General features: G+C 54.2%; 13 protein-coding genes. 5 read left to right on the forward strand and 8 right to left on the reverse strand.

The features are described 5' to 3' along the window. Window positions 1-177: 177 nt before the first annotated feature. Together HMPREF2804_RS03990 and HMPREF2804_RS03995 are read right to left on the reverse strand one after the other, a co-directional pair. Entirely contained in the window at window positions 178-3,810 is a 3,633-nt protein-coding gene (locus tag HMPREF2804_RS03990) for a fibrinogen-like YCDxxxxGGGW domain-containing protein (protein ID WP_070449197.1), read from the reverse strand. Window positions 3,811-3,927: 117 nt separating this feature from the next. Continuing rightward, window positions 3,928-4,638: an IMS domain-containing protein gene (locus HMPREF2804_RS03995; protein ID WP_168160752.1), complete on the reverse strand. Its 711-nt coding sequence runs from the start codon at window positions 4,636-4,638 to the stop codon at window positions 3,928-3,930. 988 nt (window positions 4,639-5,626) lie between these two features. Here HMPREF2804_RS03995 and mfd point away from each other — a divergent pair. Together mfd and HMPREF2804_RS04005 are read left to right on the forward strand one after the other, a co-directional pair. Then, window positions 5,627-9,316, forward strand: a complete 3,690-nt coding sequence (gene mfd, locus HMPREF2804_RS04000) for a transcription-repair coupling factor (RefSeq protein WP_083297339.1) — start codon at window positions 5,627-5,629, stop codon at window positions 9,314-9,316. Beyond that, window positions 9,316-9,594, forward strand: a complete 279-nt coding sequence (locus HMPREF2804_RS04005; RefSeq protein WP_246824132.1) for an amino acid transporter — start codon at window positions 9,316-9,318, stop codon at window positions 9,592-9,594. Before mfd ends, HMPREF2804_RS04005 begins: the two co-directional genes overlap by 1 nt. Window positions 9,595-9,688: 94 nt before the next feature. On the opposite strand, the gene HMPREF2804_RS04010 is transcribed toward HMPREF2804_RS04005, so the two are convergent. Next, a complete protein-coding gene (locus HMPREF2804_RS04010; protein ID WP_013398676.1) occupies window positions 9,689-9,937 on the reverse strand; it encodes a hypothetical protein in 249 nt (82 codons plus the stop codon). 352 nt (window positions 9,938-10,289) lie between these two features. Between HMPREF2804_RS04010 and HMPREF2804_RS04015 the strand changes: the two genes are divergently transcribed. Then, window positions 10,290-11,699, forward strand: a complete 1,410-nt coding sequence (locus tag HMPREF2804_RS04015) for an NAD(P)H-quinone dehydrogenase (RefSeq protein ID WP_070449190.1) — start codon at window positions 10,290-10,292, stop codon at window positions 11,697-11,699. A gap of 81 nt (window positions 11,700-11,780) precedes the next feature. Here HMPREF2804_RS04015 and HMPREF2804_RS04020 read toward each other — a convergent pair whose 3' ends face one another. The 4 genes from HMPREF2804_RS04020 to HMPREF2804_RS04035 form a co-directional block, all read right to left on the reverse strand. Continuing rightward, complete coding sequence (locus HMPREF2804_RS04020; protein WP_070449188.1) at window positions 11,781-13,181, reverse strand: MFS transporter; 1,401 nt, start codon at window positions 13,179-13,181, stop codon at window positions 11,781-11,783. A gap of 238 nt (window positions 13,182-13,419) precedes the next feature. Continuing rightward, the gene (locus HMPREF2804_RS04025; RefSeq protein WP_070449187.1) at window positions 13,420-15,243 is read right to left on the reverse strand and encodes an acetyl/propionyl/methylcrotonyl-CoA carboxylase subunit alpha; all 1,824 of its coding nucleotides are present in this window, start codon (window positions 15,241-15,243) and stop codon (window positions 13,420-13,422) included. A 129-nt stretch (window positions 15,244-15,372) separates the two neighbouring features. Continuing rightward, entirely contained in the window at window positions 15,373-16,107 is a 735-nt protein-coding gene (locus HMPREF2804_RS04030) for a Maf family protein (RefSeq protein WP_070449185.1), read from the reverse strand. 102 nt (window positions 16,108-16,209) lie between these two features. Beyond that, entirely contained in the window at window positions 16,210-17,634 is a 1,425-nt protein-coding gene (locus HMPREF2804_RS04035; RefSeq protein WP_070449183.1) for a dicarboxylate/amino acid:cation symporter, read from the reverse strand. Between the two features lie 220 nt (window positions 17,635-17,854). Here HMPREF2804_RS04035 and HMPREF2804_RS04040 point away from each other — a divergent pair, with 220 nt between their 5' ends. Both HMPREF2804_RS04040 and HMPREF2804_RS04045 read left to right on the forward strand, forming a co-directional pair. Beyond that, complete coding sequence (locus HMPREF2804_RS04040; RefSeq protein ID WP_048755134.1) at window positions 17,855-18,622, forward strand: hypothetical protein; 768 nt, start codon at window positions 17,855-17,857, stop codon at window positions 18,620-18,622. 153 nt (window positions 18,623-18,775) lie between these two features. Further along, window positions 18,776-20,029, forward strand: a complete 1,254-nt coding sequence (locus HMPREF2804_RS04045; protein ID WP_070449181.1) for a glutathionylspermidine synthase family protein — start codon at window positions 18,776-18,778, stop codon at window positions 20,027-20,029. 142 nt (window positions 20,030-20,171) lie between these two features. Here the strand turns inward: HMPREF2804_RS04045 and HMPREF2804_RS04050 are convergent, their stop codons facing one another. Continuing rightward, entirely contained in the window at window positions 20,172-21,923 is a 1,752-nt protein-coding gene (locus HMPREF2804_RS04050) for a DUF885 domain-containing protein (RefSeq protein WP_048755132.1), read from the reverse strand. Between the last annotated feature and the right edge of the window lie 91 nt (window positions 21,924-22,014).

Here is a 22,014-nt window from a genome sequence, read left to right on the forward strand (position 1 = left end):
TCATAAAGATTATAGAAATAAAATGCTCTAAAAAGTAGGACTTTGCCAGGCGCGCCTTATTTTGCTGACTCTTAGTCAAACATTGAAGACGGTATCGCGCTGAAAAACGCCCCCGTAGCCGAATACTAAATCCAGCTACAGGAGCGTTTATGCAGTCCCTACAAAGGGGCTAGGTGATTACCAACCGAATCCGTAGTCGTAGAATGCACGACCGAAGAATCCGTGGGCATAACCGAAGCCACCCATGTAACCAAAACCACGGTGATCGTAGTTATAGGCTACGCGTTGGTTACGACGACCGTAGTAGTCACCGTTACCATAGTTGCCGTAGTACTCCGGGTAGTACCAGTACCAGACCTGAGGGCGGTGCTGCTGACCGTTATCCTCCTGATTCTGTGCTTCAGGAAGGGGGTTCTGGTGCTGCGCGGTGGAAATAACCTGCATATCGAAGCTGATGTTGTTGCTCCAGTGCGAGTTAGCGTGAACCTCAACGGCGATTGCGTTGCGACCTTCGCGCAGGTACTCAGCAGGAACGTCAACTGAGAACAGCTGAGCGTTCTGGCTTTCCGGACGCTGGGTTGCGGGGGTATTAGCCGAGATACGACCCTGCGGCATGTTCTTACGAGCAACTTCCTTGCCGTTGACATAAACCACAGTACCGTCATCTGCGTAGGTGGTGAGCTTCAGATACTGCTGAGCCTGTTCCTTCGTGAGGGTAACGTCCTTACGGGCGTAGATGCTCATCGGAGTACCAAAGAAGGTATTCACCTCGGTCTCAACGTTCACCGAGCCAGCACCCAGGGGAGCCTTGCCGCGAGACCATGCGCCGCCGAGCCATGAACGAGTTTTCCATTCGCTTTCGGCGCGGTCGCTGCCTACGCGGTAGACCCATGAAGAACCGCTATCGACGAGAACCTGATCGCCCCGGGGCTTCTGCTCCTGTTTGGGAGCCTCTTGCTTGGGCTGCTCCTGCTTGGGGTTGTCCTGTTTAGGATCTTCCTGCTTAGGCTGCTCCTGCTTCGGGTTCTCCTGCTGCTTAGGCTCGTTCGGTTTCAGATCATCGTTGGGATCAGCGGGCTGAACCTGATCGTCTGTCGCAGGGTTTTCCGGCTGAGGCTGTTCATCCTGTTTAGGATCTTCCTGTTTAGGCTGCTCCTGCTTGGGATCGTCCTGGATGGGGTTCTCCGGCTGAGGATTGACAATATTCTTATTGTCATCCTGCTTGGGATCTTCCTGTTTAGGATCCTCTTGCTTGGGCTGCTCCTGCTTAGGATTATCCTGTTTGGGAGCCTCCTGCTTAGGATCTTCCTGCTTAGGCTGCTCTTGCTTGGGCTGTTCCTGCTTGGGGTCCTCTTGCTTAGGATCTTCCTGCTTAGGGTTTTCCGGCTGAGGCTGCGGATTCTCCTGCTTGGGGTTCTCCTGCTTAGGCTGCTCAGCCTTCTTGCCAGATACAGCAACCGAAGTAGAAGCAGAGTAGTTACCGTTTGCATCAGCCGCACGCACGAAGTAACGAGCGTTGTCGGTGTGCTTTACCCTGTAGCTGGTGCCGTTCACAGTAGCAATCACGCGATCGTTACGGAGCACATGGTAACGTGCACCCGCCTCGCCAGATGCGCTCCAGTTCAGCTGATCGTTATCACCGGATTGAGTAACGGTCAGGTTACTCGGAGCAGGCGGGGGAGTAACATCGCGTGGTGCGTAGCGTACGAAGCCAACAGATTCCTGCTGCACACCATTTTCACCTAGGGAGCGGTTCAAATCGCCGCCAACCCACAGTACACCATTGGAGTCCACGAAGGATTCCCAGATGCCATGACCACTCTTACCCTTAAGAGTAGGAGCGAACTCGGGGAGAGTTTTACCGCTGTCCTTATCGAACGCAGCAACCAAACGGATGCTGTCGGTCACGGTAGAACCACGCCATGCGTAGTCGTGGGTGCCGCTGCCCTGGTACAGGAAGTCACCACAGTGGCAGGCGCCGTAGATGTTATTACCGTTGAGATGCAGATCCTGGAAATCACCGCCGTTGCGGGTAATACTCGAGCTCAAACGGGTCATTGGTTCGTTCTTAGTGTACTGAGAAATCATGTGCTCAGTACCACCAAGCCATACGGAGCTGCCAGCATCCTGAACGTCAAAGTGGAAGCCCCACACCCTTTTCTCGCGGGTTTGTGGATCCGGAAGGTATGAGGGAGTGACCTCCCATGTGCCGACCTTCTTGGCGGAATCGAGGATACGTGCCACACGGAATGCGCGTTGGTCATTCATCTCGGTGAAGTAACCGGCGGCAAATACCTCGGAGTTATCTGCCGATGCACTCATACCATTTACTGTTCCGTTGAAACGCGGGGTCCACGTGCGATCAACCTGGTTGGTGGAGATCTTCACGCGAGCAGCGTTACGGGAGTAAACCTTATTGGGGGTTCCTGAGCTCTTGAGATGGGTAAACGTACCGCCCAAGTACAGGTAATCCCCCTGAGCTTGCAGAGTCTTCACAGAAAGAGCTGAACCGGAAACATTGTTTTCAACCTGCAGGTTCAGTTCGCGGTCAAGCTGTCCGGTTGCGGGGTCAAGCACCGCAAAACCGGGCACCTTTTCGCCGTTAACCTCGGTGAATTCACCACCAACGGCCAACTTGTTGTTCGGCAGAGCCTCAAGAGACTTAATTTGACCATTGAACTTCGGCTTGAAGGTCTGCACCAGTTCACCAGTATTGACGTTGAAACCAGCAAGATAAGACTGATCCACATGAGCACCGGCTGCAGACTCCAGGTATGCAAAGTCACCGCCGGTGAAGACAGTGTCGCCTACCTGAGTAATAGCCTGAACGTAGGTGTTCATTTCGTTGACGTTACCGGTTCCAGACTTATCGCTTGTGCGCCACTTCCATGGCATAGAACCGCTCTTGGGCAGTGCGCGGCGGTTACTTGCCGCGGTACCGTTATCGCCAATAGCCTGTGCCCCCATGTTCTGCTGGGTTAGCTTCGGGCGCAGGTAGACCTGAGTGAAAGCGAAGGGAGTAGCGTTGGAACCGCTCGGGCGGTACAGATATGAGTTGCTTGCGCTCTCATTGCGATTTCCGTTAGCACGAACATCACGGCTGTAGCTAAAGCCGAGCTTCCATCCCTGCTCACGCTGCTCATCAAAGTTCAGCACCGAGTAGGTACCATTTTGCTGGATATGACCCTCGGTCTTGTCGAAGTGGGTACGATCCCTCTGCATGTACTGGGGGTTATCCGCGCTGACGTCAATATTGGACCAGATATTGTTGCTTCGCAGAGCCCAGGTCCAACGCTCGGTCTGATCACGATGCGCCGTGATGTTCTGCCATTCCGTGCCGTCAGTATTCAGAGCGCGGCGGAAGCGCACGCCATCTTCAAGATCCTGCGGCTTCTGGCCGTTCAGCAGCTCATCAACAGTGGTAGAGGGCAGCTGTACCGGAGTCATTGCGTCGTCACCCTCAGGGCTAGTGTATAGCTTAGACGCAGCACCTCGACCGTGGTAGTTCTCGGTCCAGCCGTCACGGCCGCGACCAATCAGAACCCAACCGCCGCCGTTAGTCTCCTGGTCGCAGTAGAACTGCTGTGGAGCCGACATCGAAGGGGTGTACAGCCAGTACTTACCGGATTTTGCATCCTTGTTGACTTGTTTAGCTTCATAGCAGGAAGCGGCTGCCTTGTCGCTGGAGGAGCCGTCGTGAACGACCGCATCCTCAGCAGCGTAGGCTACGGGACCTACCGGGGCTAGCCCGGAAAGTCCAAGCGTCAGGGCAAGCCCTACCGCCGTAGTCGCTTTTCTAGCAAATTTCATGGTTTTATTGCACCTCCGTTGAATGCTGAATACGTATTGAAGGAGTGGAATAAACACGGGCAGACACCGAAGGATAAAACGGCCTTACGATGCCTGTAGGTACGACGTACCATGTGCTTAGCAATCGGGATTGTTAGGGAAGTCGTGTTGGGCTATTTTCCACGTGCCGTCAGATTCGACCAGCGTATATATATTGAGAGTCCGTTTGCCTCCGCTCTGGAGTTCCCGACCCGCGCTGTCTTTGGTCTTGACTTGGGAGGAATCCAGGCACACTTCGACGAATCGTGCACGCTTGCCCTGGTAGGTTCCTTCGGCAACTTTGGGGCTGCCGACGACCGTGCTGGTGCCCTCGTAATGCCAACCGTTTTGGGCGTACTCGGCAGCGGATGCCGCGTATTCTTCAGCGGCGTTGTCTACAGCTACCTTGTTGATGGAGTCCATGGTTGCCTCATCAAGAAACTGCCGGGGTTGACCGGAATCTGATGAAGCAGTATCTGCTGAACCTTCAGGCGCGCTTGGAACAGAAGACATGGTCTGCTCATAGGAGTTTACGAGACCGTTGACTTCTTTAACCTCGGCAGCGTCAGTCGAGACAGTTTTAGCGTCTTTGAGTTGCTCTGCCTGGGGATAATTTTCGTCCTGCGCAGGAACTTCAGCCTGTGCAGATTCAGAGGAAGAAGTAGCAGTCTCAGAAGAAGAAGGGGCGGAAGAAGCGCTAGATGCGCTGGAAGCAGAAGATGACGAGCTTGCTGAAGCTGAGCTGTCAGGGCTCGCAGTCTGTTGATCTGATGACTGAGAGCATGCCGCGAGGGGGACTATCAGAGACAAACTCAGAAGTAAGCCCGTTGCTGCCCGTCGCTGTTTCGGAAGTGAAGAAAACGTACGAAGCACGATCTTTCTCGTTCAGTTGTAAGGTGGTTGGTTATCGGTAAAGTGAAGGCACTTCTGCCAACAATAACGACAACCCACCCTTTGTGTAATTGTAAGTGAGTGAATTGCTATTGCCGACGGGAGTACCCGTTGGTTTTTATTATTTTCCATGGGGCTACACCGCGCCATGAAGGCACAGAACTTTCCGTGGATACCTATAGGCTAGCACAGCGAACGAGAGTTGTGACCGCGGTGAGGTCACAATACTCACGGATAGTCCGAGGGGTGGACAAATACTATAAGAAAACCTAATAAATATTTTATGAACCCTTATCAAAAGAAAGGTGTAAATGGTTGTTTCGATACAAAGTTGATAGTTGTCCTCACATATAGAAATTTACCCATAAAATACCTATAAAACTTCGCAGGGCATGGGTAGAGTTGGGTTTCGGCAACTGAGTCTACTTGAAAGATATCTAAAGCTCTTAAATTTATAAATATGCACTCAATATACGTTCTGAGACTTGGCACATACTTTACCTATCAAATAAAAAATAATAGTACATACCCCCAGAAAACAGGTTCCCTGTGATAACAAGGGAGAAGGGAGGTGGGCAAGCCTTACTATAAATTTCCTAGCCACAGCTTTAAAACCAGGATTTACAAGGGGATATACCTTAAGGACACTCTCATGAACAGTTAAAAATATGCATTTCGCATGCCATCCTCAAAAATATGAGCAGATAGGAACCGACGAACAATAGATTTTGTCGTGAAGACCCGCCTCACCGGCTGTAGTCGAGGAGATAGACAAAAAGCCTGAACGAGATACCCCTACGGTATAAGATAGACGGGTACCCAAACGCATCAACGTGGCAATATAGAGCGCACGCATTATTGGGAGACGCCGCCTTGAATGCCACCGCATCCGGTAGAAGGAGTATCCGTGAAACTAACTGGACTGAGCCGTCTTCTGACAGAACAGCCCTCCTACCGTCATATTCTTGAAGCCTGCGATGTTCCCGCTGCGGAACGTCCTGTCCAAACCCTGATTGGCGCCGTTGCCGGTGTACAGGCACCCCTTATAGCTGATCTTGCCGTTGCAGTACGGCGCCAGTCCAGAACCGGAAAAACTCCGCTGACGCTCATTATTACACCAACCGAGCGACAGGCTGAGGATACCGCGCATGCCCTGCACTCATATTTGCCCGATCACCATATCGAGAGCTTTCCCGCGTGGGAAACTCTGCCGCATGAACGGCTTTCGCCACGCAGCGATACCGTGGGAAAACGTCTGAATGTTCTGCGCTCTATAACTCATCTTGAAACTCCGACTCCACAGGTTGTTATAGCTCCGGTACGTGCGGTCATTCAGCCTCTCGTGGCTGGTATTGAGAACCTGGAACCGGTAAGCCTAGTACGCGGTGAAGAATACTCTTTCAAAGACGTCATTAAAGGTCTAACAGATGCCGCATACTCGCGTGTAGATCTCGTAGCAAAGCGTGGTGAATATGCGGTTCGAGGCGGTATTATCGACGTCTTTGCACCTACCGCACAGCATCCGGTTCGCTTGGAATTCTTCGGCGACGAACTTGACGAAATACGTTACTTCTCAACGGCAGACCAGCGCACTCTAGGGCAAGAAGCAGACCACCCAACGCACGTTACTTTACTCCCATGCCGTGAGCTTCTTATTACCCCGGAAGTTATGGGACGTGCTGCCCGACTCAAAACGGACTATCCGGCGGCATCAAGCATGCTTGAGAAGATTGCGGGAGGTATCTATGTCGAAGGCATGGAATCTCTAACCCCGCTTCTTGTCGATAAAATGCAGACTCTCGTGTCTCTGCTCCCCGAAGAATCACTCATTATTTCTCTGGAACCTGAGCGGGTGCGTGCCCGTGCCGAAGACCTTGTGGCAACCAATGAGGAGTTTTTAGCGGCCGCTTGGGATGCTTCCGCTGATGCGGGCTCGCGTGCGCCTATAGACTTGGGACAGCTTCGGGTCAGCGACAGCGGGTTCCACACGATTGCCGCGACCCAGCAGGAATCTTTGGACCGTAACCTATCCTGGTGGGAAATCACCGAGCTTGTCGATAGTGTAGATCTTCTCAACAATGCTCCCGACGACGACATCCCAACTATGACGGTCGCGGCACAGGCTCCAGCATCCTTCACCGGCTCGGTAGAACAAATGCTTCACGAGGTTGGTTCGCTGGTTCGTGACGGCTGGACGGTACTGGCGCTTACCAATGGGCGAGGATCCACCGACCGCCTCATCGAACTTTTCCGCGAGAGTATCTCAGGAGAAGACCCAATTCCGGCCATACGTCGGGAAACCCTCGACGGGGGAACGGAAGGCGCTCTACAGCCCGGAGTCGTCGAAGTTTGTGAGACCCCAGCCTCTGCCGGATTTTTAATTCCTGAGGCACGCTTTGCTGTTTTGACTGAAGGTGAAATTTTGGGCAGGCGCGGCACCTACGCGCCACGTGGCGCGAGCGGCAAAAAACTCAAACCCCGTAAACGACGTAACGCCGTCGATCCCCTGGCGTTAACCCCTGGCGATTATGTGGTGCACGAACGCCACGGTATCGGTAAATTCATTGAAATGGCTTCGCGCCCAGTCGCTGGAGTGTCTTCAAAACATGGGGAAACCCCTTTGAAAGAATACCTGGTGATCGAGTATGCGCCTTCAAAACGCGGGGGAGCCCCTGATCGCCTCTTTGTACCCTCCGACCAGCTGGATCTCATTTCGCACTATGTGGGAAGCGAAACCCCGACCCTCTCTAAAATGGGCGGGAGCGACTGGGCTAAGACAAAGAGCCGCGCACGTAAAGCAGTCAAAGAGATAGCTGCTGACTTGGTTAAACTCTACTCGGCGCGGCAAGCTTCGCGCGGTCATGCATTCTCAGAAGATACTCCCTGGCAACGGGAACTTGAGGAATCTTTTCCTTATAATGAGACTCCCGACCAGCTCACCGCTATTCACGAGGTTAAGGCGGATATGGAGAAGGAAATCCCCATGGATCGCCTGATCTCCGGGGATGTTGGCTTCGGTAAAACGGAGGTCGCTATTCGGGCTGCCTTCAAAGCCGTGCAGGATGGTAAACAGGTTGCCATACTTGTACCCACAACCCTGCTGGCGCAGCAGCATTTTGAGACTTTTACCGAGCGTTTCTCGGGGTTCCCCATCAAAATTAAGGTGCTATCGCGCTTCCAAAAAGCTAAAGAAACCCGCGCTATCGTGGAGGATATTGCCTCCGGGAGTATAGATGTGGTGATTGGTACCCACCGCATCCTCTCGGAAAACGTGAAGTTCAAGGATCTTGGACTCGTCGTTATTGATGAGGAACAGCGCTTTGGTGTGGAGCATAAGGAAAAGCTCAAGCAGATGCGCACTAATGTGGATGTGCTTGCCATGAGCGCCACCCCGATTCCGCGCACGCTCGAAATGTCGCTCACCGGTATTCGGGAAACCTCAACGTTGGCGACCGCACCGGAAGAGCGGCATCCCGTGCTCACTTTTGTGGGGCCGCGTACTGATGCCCAGATTACTGCCGCTATTCGACGCGAACTTATGCGGGAAGGGCAGGTATTCTTCGTCCATAACAGGGTGGCGAATATTGATACTGTTGCCGCCGAAATCGGTAAGCTCGTGCCGGAGGCACGCATCGCCACGGCACACGGGCGCATGAGTGAATCTCGGCTTGAGCAGATTATCGTGGACTTCTGGGAGCGACGCTTCGATGTTCTGGTGTGTACAACCATCGTGGAAACTGGATTGGATATTTCAAATGCCAATACCCTGATTGTTGATAACGCCCAGAATTATGGACTGAGTCAGCTGCACCAGCTGCGCGGGCGTGTGGGTCGCGGGCGTGAACGGGCTTATGCCTACTTCCTGTACCCGACGGATAAGAGCCTGGGTGAAGTTGCGCATGAACGCCTCAAAGCAGTAGCAACCCATAACGAGCTGGGTGCCGGACTGCAGCTGGCGATGAAAGACCTTGAAATTCGCGGCGCCGGTAACCTGCTCGGCGGCGAACAGTCCGGGCATATCGCAGGTGTCGGCTTTGATCTGTATCTGCGTCTCGTGGGAGAAGCCGTGGCAAATTTCCGCGGCGAACAGGAGAATACCGAAGTCGAGGTTAAGGTTGATCTTCCCGTTAATGCCCATATTCCGCATGATTATATTGATGCGGAACGTCTACGCCTGCAGGCATACCGCCAGATAGCCTCCGCAGACACCGATCAGAAGATCGCGGAGGCACGCGAAGAGCTTCATGACCGTTACGGTGCCTTGCCCGAACCCGTAGAGAATCTGCTTCAGGTGGCGGTGCTGCGCCGCGAAGCACGGGAAGCAGGCATCCATGAGATTACTGCGCTGGGGCCGAAACTGCGCGTGGTCAGCGGTGAGCCGCTGCCGGAATCACGGCAGATGCGCCTCAAACGTGTGTATCCTGGCTCAACCCACACCCAGCCGAAGGGTCTGAGCACGTGGCTGACGCTGGTTCCGCGTCCTAAGACTCTGCCGGTCGGTGGCGTGGACCTTATTGACGGTCCTATGTTGGAATGGTGCTCGAAGTTCATTAACTCTATCTACTCGGCAGACCCGAAAGCATTGGAGGAGTCATGATGCCATCGGCACCTACCCCGCGCACCCCGAAAGGCTGGGTGCGACTTCTGCTGAGTATCGTGGGATGGGCGGCGCTAGGCATTGTCACCTTAGGCACGATTGCTTGGGTCTTTTTCGGCACATACGGGTTAACGGTGTACTTCGTTGTAGTGGCGTACCTGCTGATCGCGGTTGCTTGCGGTACACCTGCCCTCTTGTTTTATACAGCCCATCGAGCTAAGGTTCGCAGCGGAGAATTTGGCACGAGCGGACCGGTAAGGTTTGGCAGCAAGGAATAGCGTGGGAGCAACAGATTGCCGGACGGTGTCACATTTCTTATAGACTGTGATACCGTCCGGCAGATAAGAAAAACTATAAAATGGGGTACTTCAGTTACTTTTGTACCTTATTCTGATCCGTAATCTTACGGGTTGTCTTCGAGGGCAGCAGATGGAACACAACACCAAAGAAAATTCCAAACGCAACGAGGGAACCGGCATACAGAACCGGACCGCCTTCGGGGTAGGTGCCCAGCAAGTAGAGGGATAGAAGCAAAAATACGAAGCAGCCGATGAACAACACTGCGTTCTCAAGATGCCTGCCCTGCCCGGAGTAGGCGGGAGGTTTCGTCGTTTTAGCCATAATTTTCCTTCATCTGTAGCGACCTGCATTGGGTCGATGATGTGTGTGCTTCACCCCGGTTTCAGTGCCCTATAAACATTTGTAAACCGAGAAATCCTTTCTCAAGTATAGTGTTTTTACCCGCACGAATGCACACTTATGACGCAGCGCAACTTCAAAATATGGTTCATGACGTTACCCGGCAAATATAAGACTCTCGTAGGCATCAAGATGTATCCGTAGCGTTCTCGACGACTCTGTCGCTCCTGCAGGCATCACGGTACCTACTCGGCACCAAAAATCGGCATTTAATATCCTAGAGACGACGGCGGTTTCGGTTGAGTATTTCAGTGTGATAGCACACAATGAAAGTGTGACTTCAACAGTGAACTATGCATCCCAACGAATCGTGATACTAGGCGCTGGGCCCGGCGGCTATGAGGCCGCGCTTGTGGCAGCATCATCGAATGCTGATGTAACAATCATCGAACGTAATGCTCTAGGCGGCTCCGCAGTCCTAACCGATGTGGTACCTTCGAAAACGCTTATCGCTACCGCAGATATGATGACTCGTTTCTCTGACGCCGGGCGATTGGGGATCGAAAATACCAAGGGCGACGCGCCGCAGTTGCAAGTAGATATGAACCGGGTGAATAGCCGTGTTTTGGATCTAGCGCATCAACAATCTGCCGATATCAAACGGGCCCTTGCCTCTGCCGGGGTCAAAATTATCAGCGGCACCGGTAAGCTTACCGGTCCACACACCGTCGCGGTTACCGATAATACCGGGCTGGAATATGACCTGCATGCAGACTTTATTCTGCTGTCGGTCGGGACGCACCCACGTGAGATGGCGACCGGGCAGCCTGATGGGGAACGGATTCTCACCTGGACGCAGCTCTATAATCTGCGTGAGGTACCTCGCGAACTCATCGTAATCGGTTCGGGTGTTACCGGTGCCGAATTCGCCTCTGCCTATAACGGGCTTGGCTCCCAGGTGACCCTAATTTCTTCGCGAGATCGTGTGCTTCCGGGCGAAGATGAAGACGCCGCGCGTGTGCTGGAAGACGTCTTTGAGCGCCGTGGTGTTCGGGTAATGCCGCGGTCGCGTGCGAGCGCCGTGGAACGCACCGACGACGGTGTGGTGGTGACTCTCTCCGATGGACGCAAGGTTTCCGGCACGCATTGCTTGGTCGCAATTGGTTCTATTCCCAACACTGAAGGACTGGGTCTTGAGGTCGCTGGTGTAGAGACCAACGAGTCGGGATATGTGGTTGTTGATGCTGTTTCACGTACGTCAGTACCGCATATTTACGCTGCTGGAGACTGCACGGGTGTGTACCCGTTGGCTTCCGTAGCCGCTATGCAGGGGCGCATAGCGATGGCGCATCTTTTGGGTGATACGGTGCATCCGCTTCGCACCGATCGAGTGGCAGCGAATATTTTCACCACCCCGGAGATTGCGACCGTGGGTATTAGTGAGAAAGACCTTGCCGCCGGGGTTTACCGAGGCGAGGCTGTCATGCTTCCGTTGACTACGAATCCGCGCGCCAAAATGATGGCGTTCCAAGACGGCTTTGTGAAGATTTTTGCCCGTAAGCACTCCGGTACTGTGATTGGCGGGGTTGTGGTCGGTCCGCGTGCATCCGAACTTATCTATCCTATTGCGCTGGCTATCGAGAAGAAGCTGACGGTGGATGATTTGGCCGCTACCTTTGCTGTATACCCGTCTCTGTCCGAGGCGATTTCTACGGCATCGCGGCAGCTTCACACCCGTGTTTAGATTTTTGCATAGCTCTTGATATAGGTTTGAGGGGCGTGACTCTATATGAGTCACGCCCCTCAAATGCATACAGGATTCAGGTTATTTAGTGCTGACCGCGTTCATATCGACGTCGCGGGTTTCATGCGTGAGCAAGATGAAGAGAACACTCAGCAAGGATGCACCTGCTAGGTAGTATCCGACGGCCCCAACACCAAACTTCGTATTCAGCCATACCGCCACGAACGGGGTCAAAGCGGCCCCCAAAATAGATGCCATATTGTAGGCGATACCGCTGGCGGTGTACCGCACATTGGTGGGGTACAGCTCGGGCAGGTAGGCGCTCATGGAGCCGAAAGAAAGCCCCATCAGGCACATTCCGATGAACATGAAGATGGTAACTGCGGTGGTATTGGCCTGTGCTCCGGTACCCACGACGGAGGGTGCAATAAATAGGGTGAAACTACCGCCGAAGACAGCCATAGCGATAGTGGTCCACAGCTGTTGTTTGCGGCGACCGTATTTGTCGGCTAACCATCCCGAGACGGGAATAAAGAGCGCAAAACCAATGATAGAGATGAGCTGAATCTCCAAGAACTTGTGGTAGGGGATGCCCAAACCACCCGCATTAACCTTTCCAATACCGTAGGAAAGAATCCATGCAGTCATCAGGTAGAACAGCACGTAGCATGCCACCATGATAAAGGTACCCTGAATCATGGGCCACCAGGCAACTTTGAACGCCTCAACCAACGGGGTCTTGACCTTCTCATCGTTCTTGACAGCTTTGGCAAAGACAGGGGTTTCTTCGAGCTTGAAACGCACATACAGACCCACGGCAACCATGAGGATGGAGAGCAAGAACGGAACACGCCAGCCCCAAATCAGGAAGGGGTGATCGAGGTTCTTACCGTCTGTGGCGGAGTTGAAGGTAATCCAGCTGGTTAGGAGCAGCATGAATCCGTTAGCAAAAACGAAGCCAATGGGCGCGCCCAGCTGGGGCCACATAGCGGAACGTGCGCGCTTGCCTTCTTCGGCATATTCGCTGGCGAGCAGAGCCGCACCCGACCATTCGCCACCCAGGCCTAGACCCTGGCAGAAACGCATAATGGTTAGCATTGCCGGTGCCCACAGACCAATCTGATGGTAGGTGGGCAATAAACCGATGAGGAAGGTTGCTAACCCCATAGTGAGCAGAGCGCCTACGAGTGTAGCCTTACGACCGATCTTATCGCCGAAGTGACCGAAAACGATAGAACCCAGCGGGCGGGCGATAAAAGCAACGCCGAAGGATGCGAAGGAAGCTAACAGCTCAGTGGTAGGGTCTTTGGACGCGAAGAACAGAACCGGGAAAACCGCCACAGCTGCGGTGGCGTAAATATAGAAATCGTAGAATTCGATGGTGGTGCCCACCAGAGAGGCGATAATAACTCTGCTCTTGGGGGTTGTATTCTTAACCTGCGTGCTGTGCCCGGCGGAAACGTCGGGCGCGTGTGTGCTCATCGTGAACAGCTCCTGAAAAGGGATAGTAGCGACTACGCTCGATGCGGTGAGTGTAGATTCTCAACTTTTATATTCTACGCCTCGCGATGCGGTGCCAACATCCTGTATTCATCATCTGGACCATTCAGCTGTATTTCAGTGTTCGAGGATGAAAAATCAGGAACACACGAAACAAACCGCCGGATGCGTATGAGAGAACGCATCCGGCGGTTATAGGGTATAGAGTCCCGTCAGAAGGCTATTTGATGGTGGCTAGAACGGCACCTGCGGTGACAGTATCGCCCGCCTTCAAGGACAGCCCGGAAATCTTACCGGCCTTATGCGCGTTGATAGGCTGTTCCATCTTCATAGCCTCTAACACCAGGATCAGATCGCCTTCGGCGACTGTGTCTCCATCGGCAACGGAGACCTTCACGATCGTACCCTGCATGGGGCTTGTCAGATCGTCGCCGCTGACCGCATTTGAACCACCGCGAGCACGGGACTTACGGGTTTTCGATGCGGGCTTTGAACTGCTCTTGGCAGGAGTACCGCCCAGTTCAGGCAGAACAACCTCAAGACGCTTACCATTAACCTCAACGACCACGGTTTGACGTTCGGCATCGTCATCATCCACGCTGCCAGGAGCGCCGGAGTAGGGCGAAATGGTGTTCTTGTAATCGGTTTCGATCCACCGGGTGTGAACCTTGAAGTCTGATCCTGTTGCAGGGGCGAAATCGGGTTCGTCCAGAACTGCGCGATGGAAGGGAACCACCGTCGGAAGGCCGTCGAGTGTGAGCTCGTCTAGGGCTCGGCGAGCGCGTTCGATCGCCTGCTCGCGGGTAGCACCAGTCACGATGAGCTTGGCCAGCATTGAGTCGAAGTTGCCGCTGATAGTATCGCCTTCTACGAAGCCGGAATCCCAGCGCACACCGGGGCCGGAAGGAACACGAAGTTTTTCGATGGTACCCGGTGCTGGCATGAAGGAACGCCCTGCATCTTCGCCGTTGATGCGGAACTCGAAGGAATGACCCCGCAGCTGGGGACTCTGCGGATCGATTTTCTCGCCGCGGGCAATGCGGAATTGTTCACGCACCAGGTCAATACCCGATACTTCCTCAGAAACCGGGTGCTCAACCTGTAAGCGGGTGTTCACCTCTAGGAAGGAAATCGCTCCGTCCGGGGCAAGCAGGAACTCGCAGGTACCCGCACCCTGGTATCCGGCTTCCTGCAGAATCTTACGGGATGCTTCATAGAGCCGGTCGCTTTGTTCTTCCGTAAGGTATGGGGCGGGGGCTTCCTCTACGAGCTTTTGGTTACGGCGTTGAAGAGAACAATCACGGGTCGAAACGACTTGCACATTGCCGTGAGCATCGGCCAGGCACTGGGTTTCGATATGGCGCGGGGAATCTAGGAAGCGCTCAATAAAACATTCTCCGCGGCCGTAGGCTGCGACCGCTTCCCGTACGGCGGATTCGTAGAGCTCGATAATATCGCTGCGGTTGCGCACAACCTTGATGCCGCGACCGCCGCCACCGAACGCTGCCTTGATCGCGATGGGCAAACCATGCTCGTCGGCAAAGGCGAGCACTTCATCGGCAGACTCTACGGGGTCCTTGGTCCCAGGTACCAAGGGGGCACCCACTTTCTGGGCGATATGGCGCGCGGCAACTTTATCGCCCAACTGGGTAATAGATTCGGGGGAGGGACCAATCCAGGTTAACCCGGCATCAATGACTTTTTGGGCGAATTCGGCGTTTTCTGAAAGGAAACCGTAGCCGGGATGCACCGCATCCGCGCCGGAACGAATAGCTACCTCAATGAGCTTGTCCATCACCAGATATGACTGGGGCGCGGTCGCCCCTCCTAGAGCGTAAGCCTCGTCTGCGAGTTTAACGTGCTGGGCATCGCGATCCGGTTCTGCATAAACGGCGACGGTCTCTAAACCTTCGTCACGGGCCGCGCGAATAATACGTACCGCGATCTCGCCGCGGTTAGCAATAAGAATTTTACTGACCGGACCGGTATGGTGTCCGGGAACAGCTGTAAAGTTTTTGATGGCTTTTGCCGGGTTGTGAGTCACTGAGGCTCTCCTTTTTATCCTGCCGAAAGCATAGCGAGAAAAGCTGAGAATGGCGAATATATAGCGCCGAATGACGCGAAAAATATAAGAAAAGTGAGGAGGCTTATACCGGGTTTGGCTTAGCGCTCGTTAGTCTGATGAGGACTTCCAGAAAAAGCTTATCGATATCCCATATCGTGAGAGCATTTCCTTGAGTGCATTCACCGACAGCCCAATCACCGTATGTGATTCCCCGCAGATGCCCTGAATAAAGGCAGCACCATATCCGTCGAGGGTAAAGGAACCCGCTACATGAAGTGGCTCACCCGTGGCAACATAAGCATCAACCTCTGCGGCGCTCATCGGCGCAAAGTTTACGGTAGCGCTGCGTACCTGCTGAACGGCGGGAAGCTGTTTATCTTTGGTCTCACCGATCCCATCCCGTAAATCTATGAGGCAATGTCCGGTGTGGAGCACCCCGCTTCGACCACTCATCGCAGTGATGCGCTCGCGTGCTTTCTCAGGGGTATGCGGTTTGCCGTAGGCGACCGATTCAAACTCAAAGACCGAATCGCATCCGAGTACAAAGGCGTTTACTATACCCTGGGCGGCGAGAGAATCAGCAACCGCGCGTGCCTTTGCCTCCGCAAGAATACCGGAGACCTCCGCCGGGGTTAGGTCAGTGCGGCCTTCTTCGCGGGCGCGCTGGGCAGCACTGGCTAGTGCCGCATCCTCATCGACATCAGAGACATGAATATCAAACATAATGCCGGAGTCTTCAAGGAGCTTTTTACGCGCGGGTGATGCGGAAGCCAGAATCAGGCGCGGTGCGGGGCCTGATGCCGAATGCGACGCACCGGATGGAACAGAAGATTGGGAAGTCATATCTTTATTTTAGAACGAGTATCAAGATTGGTCTTCATACGAGAGAATAGTCTCCGTACCATACCGATGCGCTGCATACCCTATGCCGTAGCCAAGAACCGCCTAGGACGCAGCGGTAACCTTGGCAGAACTAGGCGAGGTATCCTCGCCACGAATCAGCTCGGACTGGGCGGCTTCCACAAGATCCTGCGGCACAAACCCGTTAGCGCTGCGCGGTGCATTGTAGATCTCGGCGCTGAGGATACCCTCGCGCTTAGAGACAATCGTGGGAACCAAAGCTTGCCCGGCAACGTTCAAAGCGGTACGTCCCATATCAATAATCGGGTCAATCGCCAATAGAAGACCCACTCCATCAAGAGGAAGGCCCACAGTCGAAAGGGTCAGAGTGAGCATCACGATAGCGCCCGTTGTACCTGCCGTAGCGGCAGAACCCAACACCGACACCAGAATAATCAGCAGATACTGCGAAATATCCAGGTGCACTCCGTAGAATTGCGCCACAAAAATAGCTGCCAGCGCGGGGTAGACGGAGGCGCATCCATCCATTTTGGTCGTAGAACCCAGCGGCACTGCAAAGGATGCGTATGCACGCGGCACGCCGAGATTACGTTCGGTAACGGCCTCAGTCATGGGCATAGTGCCCATCGAAGACCGCGATACGAAACCAAGCTGCACTGCGGGCCATACGCCCGAGAAGTACTGTTTCACAGAGAGCCCGTTGAGCTTCACGATCAGGGGATACACCACCAGGAACACGAGGAGCAGACCCGCATACAGTGCCGCAATGAACTTCACCAGCGAGCCCATGGATGTCCAGCCGTAGGCATAGACGGCATGCCCGATCAGCCCGATCGTGCCCAGCGGAGCGAGGCGAATAATCCACCACAGCACCTTCTGAATAATGGCGAGCGCGCTCTTGACGATATCGATAAAGGGCTTAGCCGCATCGCCCACCTTCAGAGCCGCAATACCGATAGCCCCCGAAATCACGAGCATTTGGAGCACGTTAAAGGAAACCGAAGAAGTTATACCGGAGTCGGTGGTTTTCGTGATGACCTCAAGCCCTAAGAAATTGGAGGGGATAATCCCGGTCAGAAATGCTGTCCATGATCCCCGGGTGCTGGTGCTGCCCGAGGCGCTTACCTCGGCACCCACACCAGGCTGAACGAGCAGCCCCAGTACGATACCGATGGAGACCGCAAAAAATGCTGTAATAGCAAACCAGATAAGAGTCTTAACCGCTAAACGCGCCGCATTCGTCACCTGCGAGAGATTCGAGATTGAGGCAACGACGGCGGTAAACACCAGCGGGATTACCGCGGCCTTAAGGAGAGTCACATAGGACGTGCCGACAGCGTCTAGCGTGGCCATGAGCCAGTTGGGGTTATTTTTTGCATCGCCGCCGAGGGCGAGTGCAACGTACCCGAGCGCGATGCCCAGAATAAGGGAAGCTATAATTTGATGTCCGAAAGAAGTAGCCCAGCTGGGAAATCTAGATTTTTGCGGTGTTTCATGTGTAGTAGGCATGGCGTTACTGTAGACCCGTAAGAGAGAACAGCGGTAATTAGTGTGACGAACTATGACTGTATGACATAGCGTGACCGTGCAAGCGCCACCGAAAAAGACCCGAGGCACGTATTATTGCTAATTTTTATCGGCTCAGAAAAGCCTTTGTGCGAGGCGTGCTTGGTATCCTGAAAAGAGCCTGTTATCACCGAGACAGGATAGTGTGAAGGAGAAATGACCCGTGAGCGGGGCCGAACATCAAACCGCAGATGCCGCAGACGTAGAGCATCCGGAGAACGTACAGGACAGTCAAGACCTCAAGTCTCCTCCTGCACGCGGTACCGGTAAGAAAGCGCTCGCAGTGTTCGGCGCCGGTGCCCTTTTGGCAGGCGGCGGCATATTCGCCTATAACTCTTTGCACCAGAGCGAGGAAGCCTTTAGCGCGGACGGTGAAGAATACGCTCAGGTTTGTCAAGACTCCAACACCGGGCTGCGCGTTGAGGATGAGCAATGTGAGAGGGCAGAGAAAGAGGCCGGGAATACTTCTTCGGATTCCAGCTCTGGCTCTTCGGGCGATTCTCATTCCGGAACTCAGAATTCCGGTAATTCGGGCACGACACACCATTCCGGTACAACCAATGCGTTCCTGTGGTACTACCTAGGGCGCCGCAGCGCCGGTACTACCTCCATTCCCGCCGTAGGTTCATCCCTGAGCGGCGGCAGCACCACACGCCCCAATTCGGGAACGGTATACAGCGGTCTTTCCCGCAGCGGCGGCGGATTTGAATCCTCCTATAAGAGTGCTAAAAAGACTTCCACCTATTCCTCGGGCAAGGTGACGGAATCGCGCAGCGGCGGCAAGACCACGACCTCTAAGGGAACGGGACTGACGGGGAATAACTCGGGCGGTAAGGGTGGAAGCAGCTCGAATAATAAAGGTGGCGGCTCCGGGAGTAAAGGCGGCTTCGGTGGAGGCTCGAAGTCCGGAGGCGGTACCTCCGGCGGATAGCCCGCTCCGCGTATTTTCTCAAGGGATACAAACACCCGGCTGACGTACCTATATCTGCGCCGGTTGCTCTATACGCCTCGCAGATGAGAATTCTCTACAAGTTCCTATACTGCACATCGTACTCAGCGGCGGTGTCTTATCACGAAAGATAATATGAAACGCGAAGAATTTCCGGTGGGACGCCCCGGCTGGGAACAAACCATTATTGATGAAGGCCTGACCTATAGCGTTGATGGTCCACACGATCTGCAGCATTACTGGAATGAGTATGCGGCCTATGTTTTTACACCCGTAGAAATGACTAATCTGCGGGATCAGGCGCGTGAGGTTCATCAAATGTGCCTGCACGCCATTGAGCGTATGGCATCTGGTGCCTACGGAACGCTCGGTCTTCCCGAAGCCGCCTTTAACATGGCTAAAGAATCGTGGAACCGCCACGAACCGGATTTCTACGGTCGCTTCGATTTCATCTACTCCGGGGTGCCCGGCGATCGTCTCAAACTCCTGGAATACAACGCCGATACCCCAACCGGCATCGTTGAGGCCACTATCAGCCAAAAGACATGGGCGAGCGATCAACGCCTCGACACCCGCGGTTACGTACACTGGGGTGAAATTGGTGAGGCTTTTACCGAACGCTGGCGGCAAATGTTTGCGCATGATCTCTCTCACGGCCGTTCACCACGACTGCACTTAGCGAGTGTAACCGAAGAAATCGATGTTAACGATGAAGACTATAACAACCTCTGGCTTATAGCCCATGCCGCCAATCGTGCGGGACTGACCACGAAGCTTATCCGTATCGACGAGGTTATTTTCGATGAGACCCTAAAAATCTGGAAAGACCCTGAGGGAGAACGCATCGAGAACCTTTTCAAGCTTTATCCCTGGGAAGATATGGTGACCGATAGCGAAAGCGGTTACGATAAGCTGCTCTTCGCCTACCACGATATGATGAACCGTTGGATTGAACCCGCATGGAAGATGTTCCTGTCGAATAAGATTTTGCTCGCCGCTCTATGGGATTTATACCCCAACCATCCCAACCTCTTAGAAACACATGTAGGAATGCGAGGCGGTCTGAAGAACTGGGTACGTAAACCGATATTTGGTCGCGAAGGCGATGGCATTGAGATCAATGCTCCCGATTACGATGTCTTTGTGCGTGATGAGGACGATGACCACTTTATCAACGTACCTGAAAGCGAATTTGTGTATCAGGATTTTGTTGCCCCGCCGGTGTACTCGGGGATTATTAACCGCACTAACCTGCCGATGCTGGGCATCTGGATGGTCAATGGCGAGGCGGTCGGTATGGGCATTCGCGAATCGGACAGGCCTATCACCGACTACGAATGTCGTTTCGCCCCGCATCTCGTACAGGTCAAACCGAACCTTATTCCGTAGCCGGTGTACCGCGTTTAACCACACTAAAACCCGTACACTTTGCTGTATATTCATAGGTTTATGTACGATACGCAGCAAAATATACGGGTTTTAGCGCCAGCTCTCTAGGGTTTAGCTTTATTCCGCGGTAAAGCGCAGGGGTTTAATCGTCGTCGTCGTCATCCTCATCATCGCTATGGGGCATGACCTCATCGGTGAGGGCGCGTCGTAGCGTATCGAGCCCTACTGAACCGAGCATAAGAGCCTTCGTGTGGAACTCACGTAAAGACAACCCATCACGAAGCGCATCGTCTCGAAGTTGAAGCCACAAACGTTCACCCACCTTATAGCTGGGCGCCTGCCCGGGCCACCCTAGATACCGCAAGAACTCAAAACGGATAACGCTCTCGGTACCCTCTAGATTGAGTTTCAAGAACTCGTACCCCAACTCAGGAGTCCACAAAGTACCTGGTTCAACCCCCAGCGGTTCAGCCCAAGCATCGGGGATCGGAAGCTCACAGTGCACGCCAATGTCGAAAACCACGCGGGCGGCGCGCATCCGCTGACCATCCAACATGCCCATACGGTCTCCAGGATCGGTCAAGAACCCGAATTCTTCCATCAGACGCTCAGCGTAGAGCGCCCAGCCTTCACCATGCCCGGAAACCCAGATCAGCTGCGAACGCCATTTATTCATGCTCTCACTCATGACCAGCGCAATAGCCGTCTGCAGATGATGCCCCGGAACGCCCTCGTGGTACACCGTCGAAGTCTCGCGCCACGTGCCAAATGTATCGTCGCCCTTAGGAACAGACCACCACATGCGCCCAGGGCGCGAAAAATCGGGGGAGGGGCCGGTGTAATAGATACCGCCCTCATGGGTAGGGGCGATGCGGCATTCCAGACGCAGCATTGGGCCGTCAAGATCAAACTGGGTACCCGCGAGCTCATGCACCGCGCGGTCCGAGAGCGACTGCATCCACTCGCGGAGCGCATCGGTTCCGTGCAGAGTGCGTGACGGGTCGGCATCCAGGATCTCTTTTGCGCGTTCAATCGATGCTCCGGGCTCGATCTCCTCTGCAACCTGCCGCTGCTGAGCGATAATACGGTCAAGCTCCTGCACACCCCAGGCATAGGTTTCATCAAGATCGACAGAAGCCCCCAAGGATGCCCGAGAGTGCAGGGCATAGAGTTTGCGGCCGACCGCATCCTGCTGGGGAGCTGCCGGGAGCAGCACCTCGTACAAATACGTCCTGAGCGTAGCGTACCCATCTTTTGCCGCTTTAGCACCCCGCCGCGCCTGCTCGGCAAGATCCGGTACCGCCTGAGTAATCTCGGCGGCAAGCTCATCGAAAAAACCGCCCTCGGCGATATACGCGGCGATCTGCTCGATAACAATCTCTATCTGCCGACGCGGCGAGACATGACCAGCAACCCGAGCCGTATGCAGAGTCTGAACGAACCCGGTGATCGCCTGCGGAACGTTGAACAGACGCCCGGCAATATTAGCCCAATCCTGCTCGGTATTTCGCGCCATCAGATCGAACCCGCCGCGAATCTCTTGAGGAACCGAAACAATGTTGTTTAACTGCCAGCCGCCTAGCCCGGCACGGTGGCTCTCAAGACTAAGCCCCAGACGCTCCTGCATGGCATCAAGAGTCACAAGATCAACATCGTCTATGGGAATGACCTGATCAAGTTTCTTGAGGGTCGCGCGCACTAACTGGATATAGGCTTCCTCCCCGGCGGGGGAATAGTCGCGAAACTGAGTCGCGACACCCGTGCGCCCCTGCTCCGTTGCAATGACGGGATCTAAATCTAGAACCGCTTCGTAGAATTCGTTGGCGATGTGATCGACGTCGGTCAGCGCTCGCTTGACGCGGTAAATCTCCGGAATTTCGTGGTGAATGCTCATACTTTTCATACTAACGTAGCGTGGCATACAGCACGGCATTATTGCGCTGTATGTCCAGTACGTGAAGCGCCGAAACTTGCGTGCACCGCAT

The sequence above is a fragment of the Rothia sp. HMSC065G12 genome, from assembly GCF_001811455.1.
Lineage (GTDB): Bacteria > Actinomycetota > Actinomycetes > Actinomycetales > Micrococcaceae > Rothia > Rothia dentocariosa.

Excerpts from the sequence above, each read along its gene's own strand:
- HMPREF2804_RS04030 (WP_070449185.1), bottom strand. The coding sequence starts at position 16,107 with ATGACTTCCCAATCTTCTGTTCCATCCGGTGCGTCGCATTCGGCATCA.
- HMPREF2804_RS04050 (WP_048755132.1), bottom strand. The coding sequence starts at position 21,923 with ATGAGCATTCACCACGAAATTCCGGAGATTTACCGCGTCAAGCGAGCG.
- HMPREF2804_RS04035 (WP_070449183.1), bottom strand. The coding sequence starts at position 17,634 with ATGCCTACTACACATGAAACACCGCAAAAATCTAGATTTCCCAGCTGG.
- HMPREF2804_RS03990 (WP_070449197.1), bottom strand. The coding sequence starts at position 3,810 with ATGAAATTTGCTAGAAAAGCGACTACGGCGGTAGGGCTTGCCCTGACG.
- HMPREF2804_RS04045 (WP_070449181.1), top strand. The coding sequence starts at position 18,776 with ATGAAACGCGAAGAATTTCCGGTGGGACGCCCCGGCTGGGAACAAACC.
- HMPREF2804_RS04020 (WP_070449188.1), bottom strand. The coding sequence starts at position 13,181 with ATGAGCACACACGCGCCCGACGTTTCCGCCGGGCACAGCACGCAGGTT.
- HMPREF2804_RS04010 (WP_013398676.1), bottom strand. The coding sequence starts at position 9,937 with ATGGCTAAAACGACGAAACCTCCCGCCTACTCCGGGCAGGGCAGGCAT.
- HMPREF2804_RS04005 (WP_246824132.1), top strand. The coding sequence starts at position 9,316 with ATGCCATCGGCACCTACCCCGCGCACCCCGAAAGGCTGGGTGCGACTT.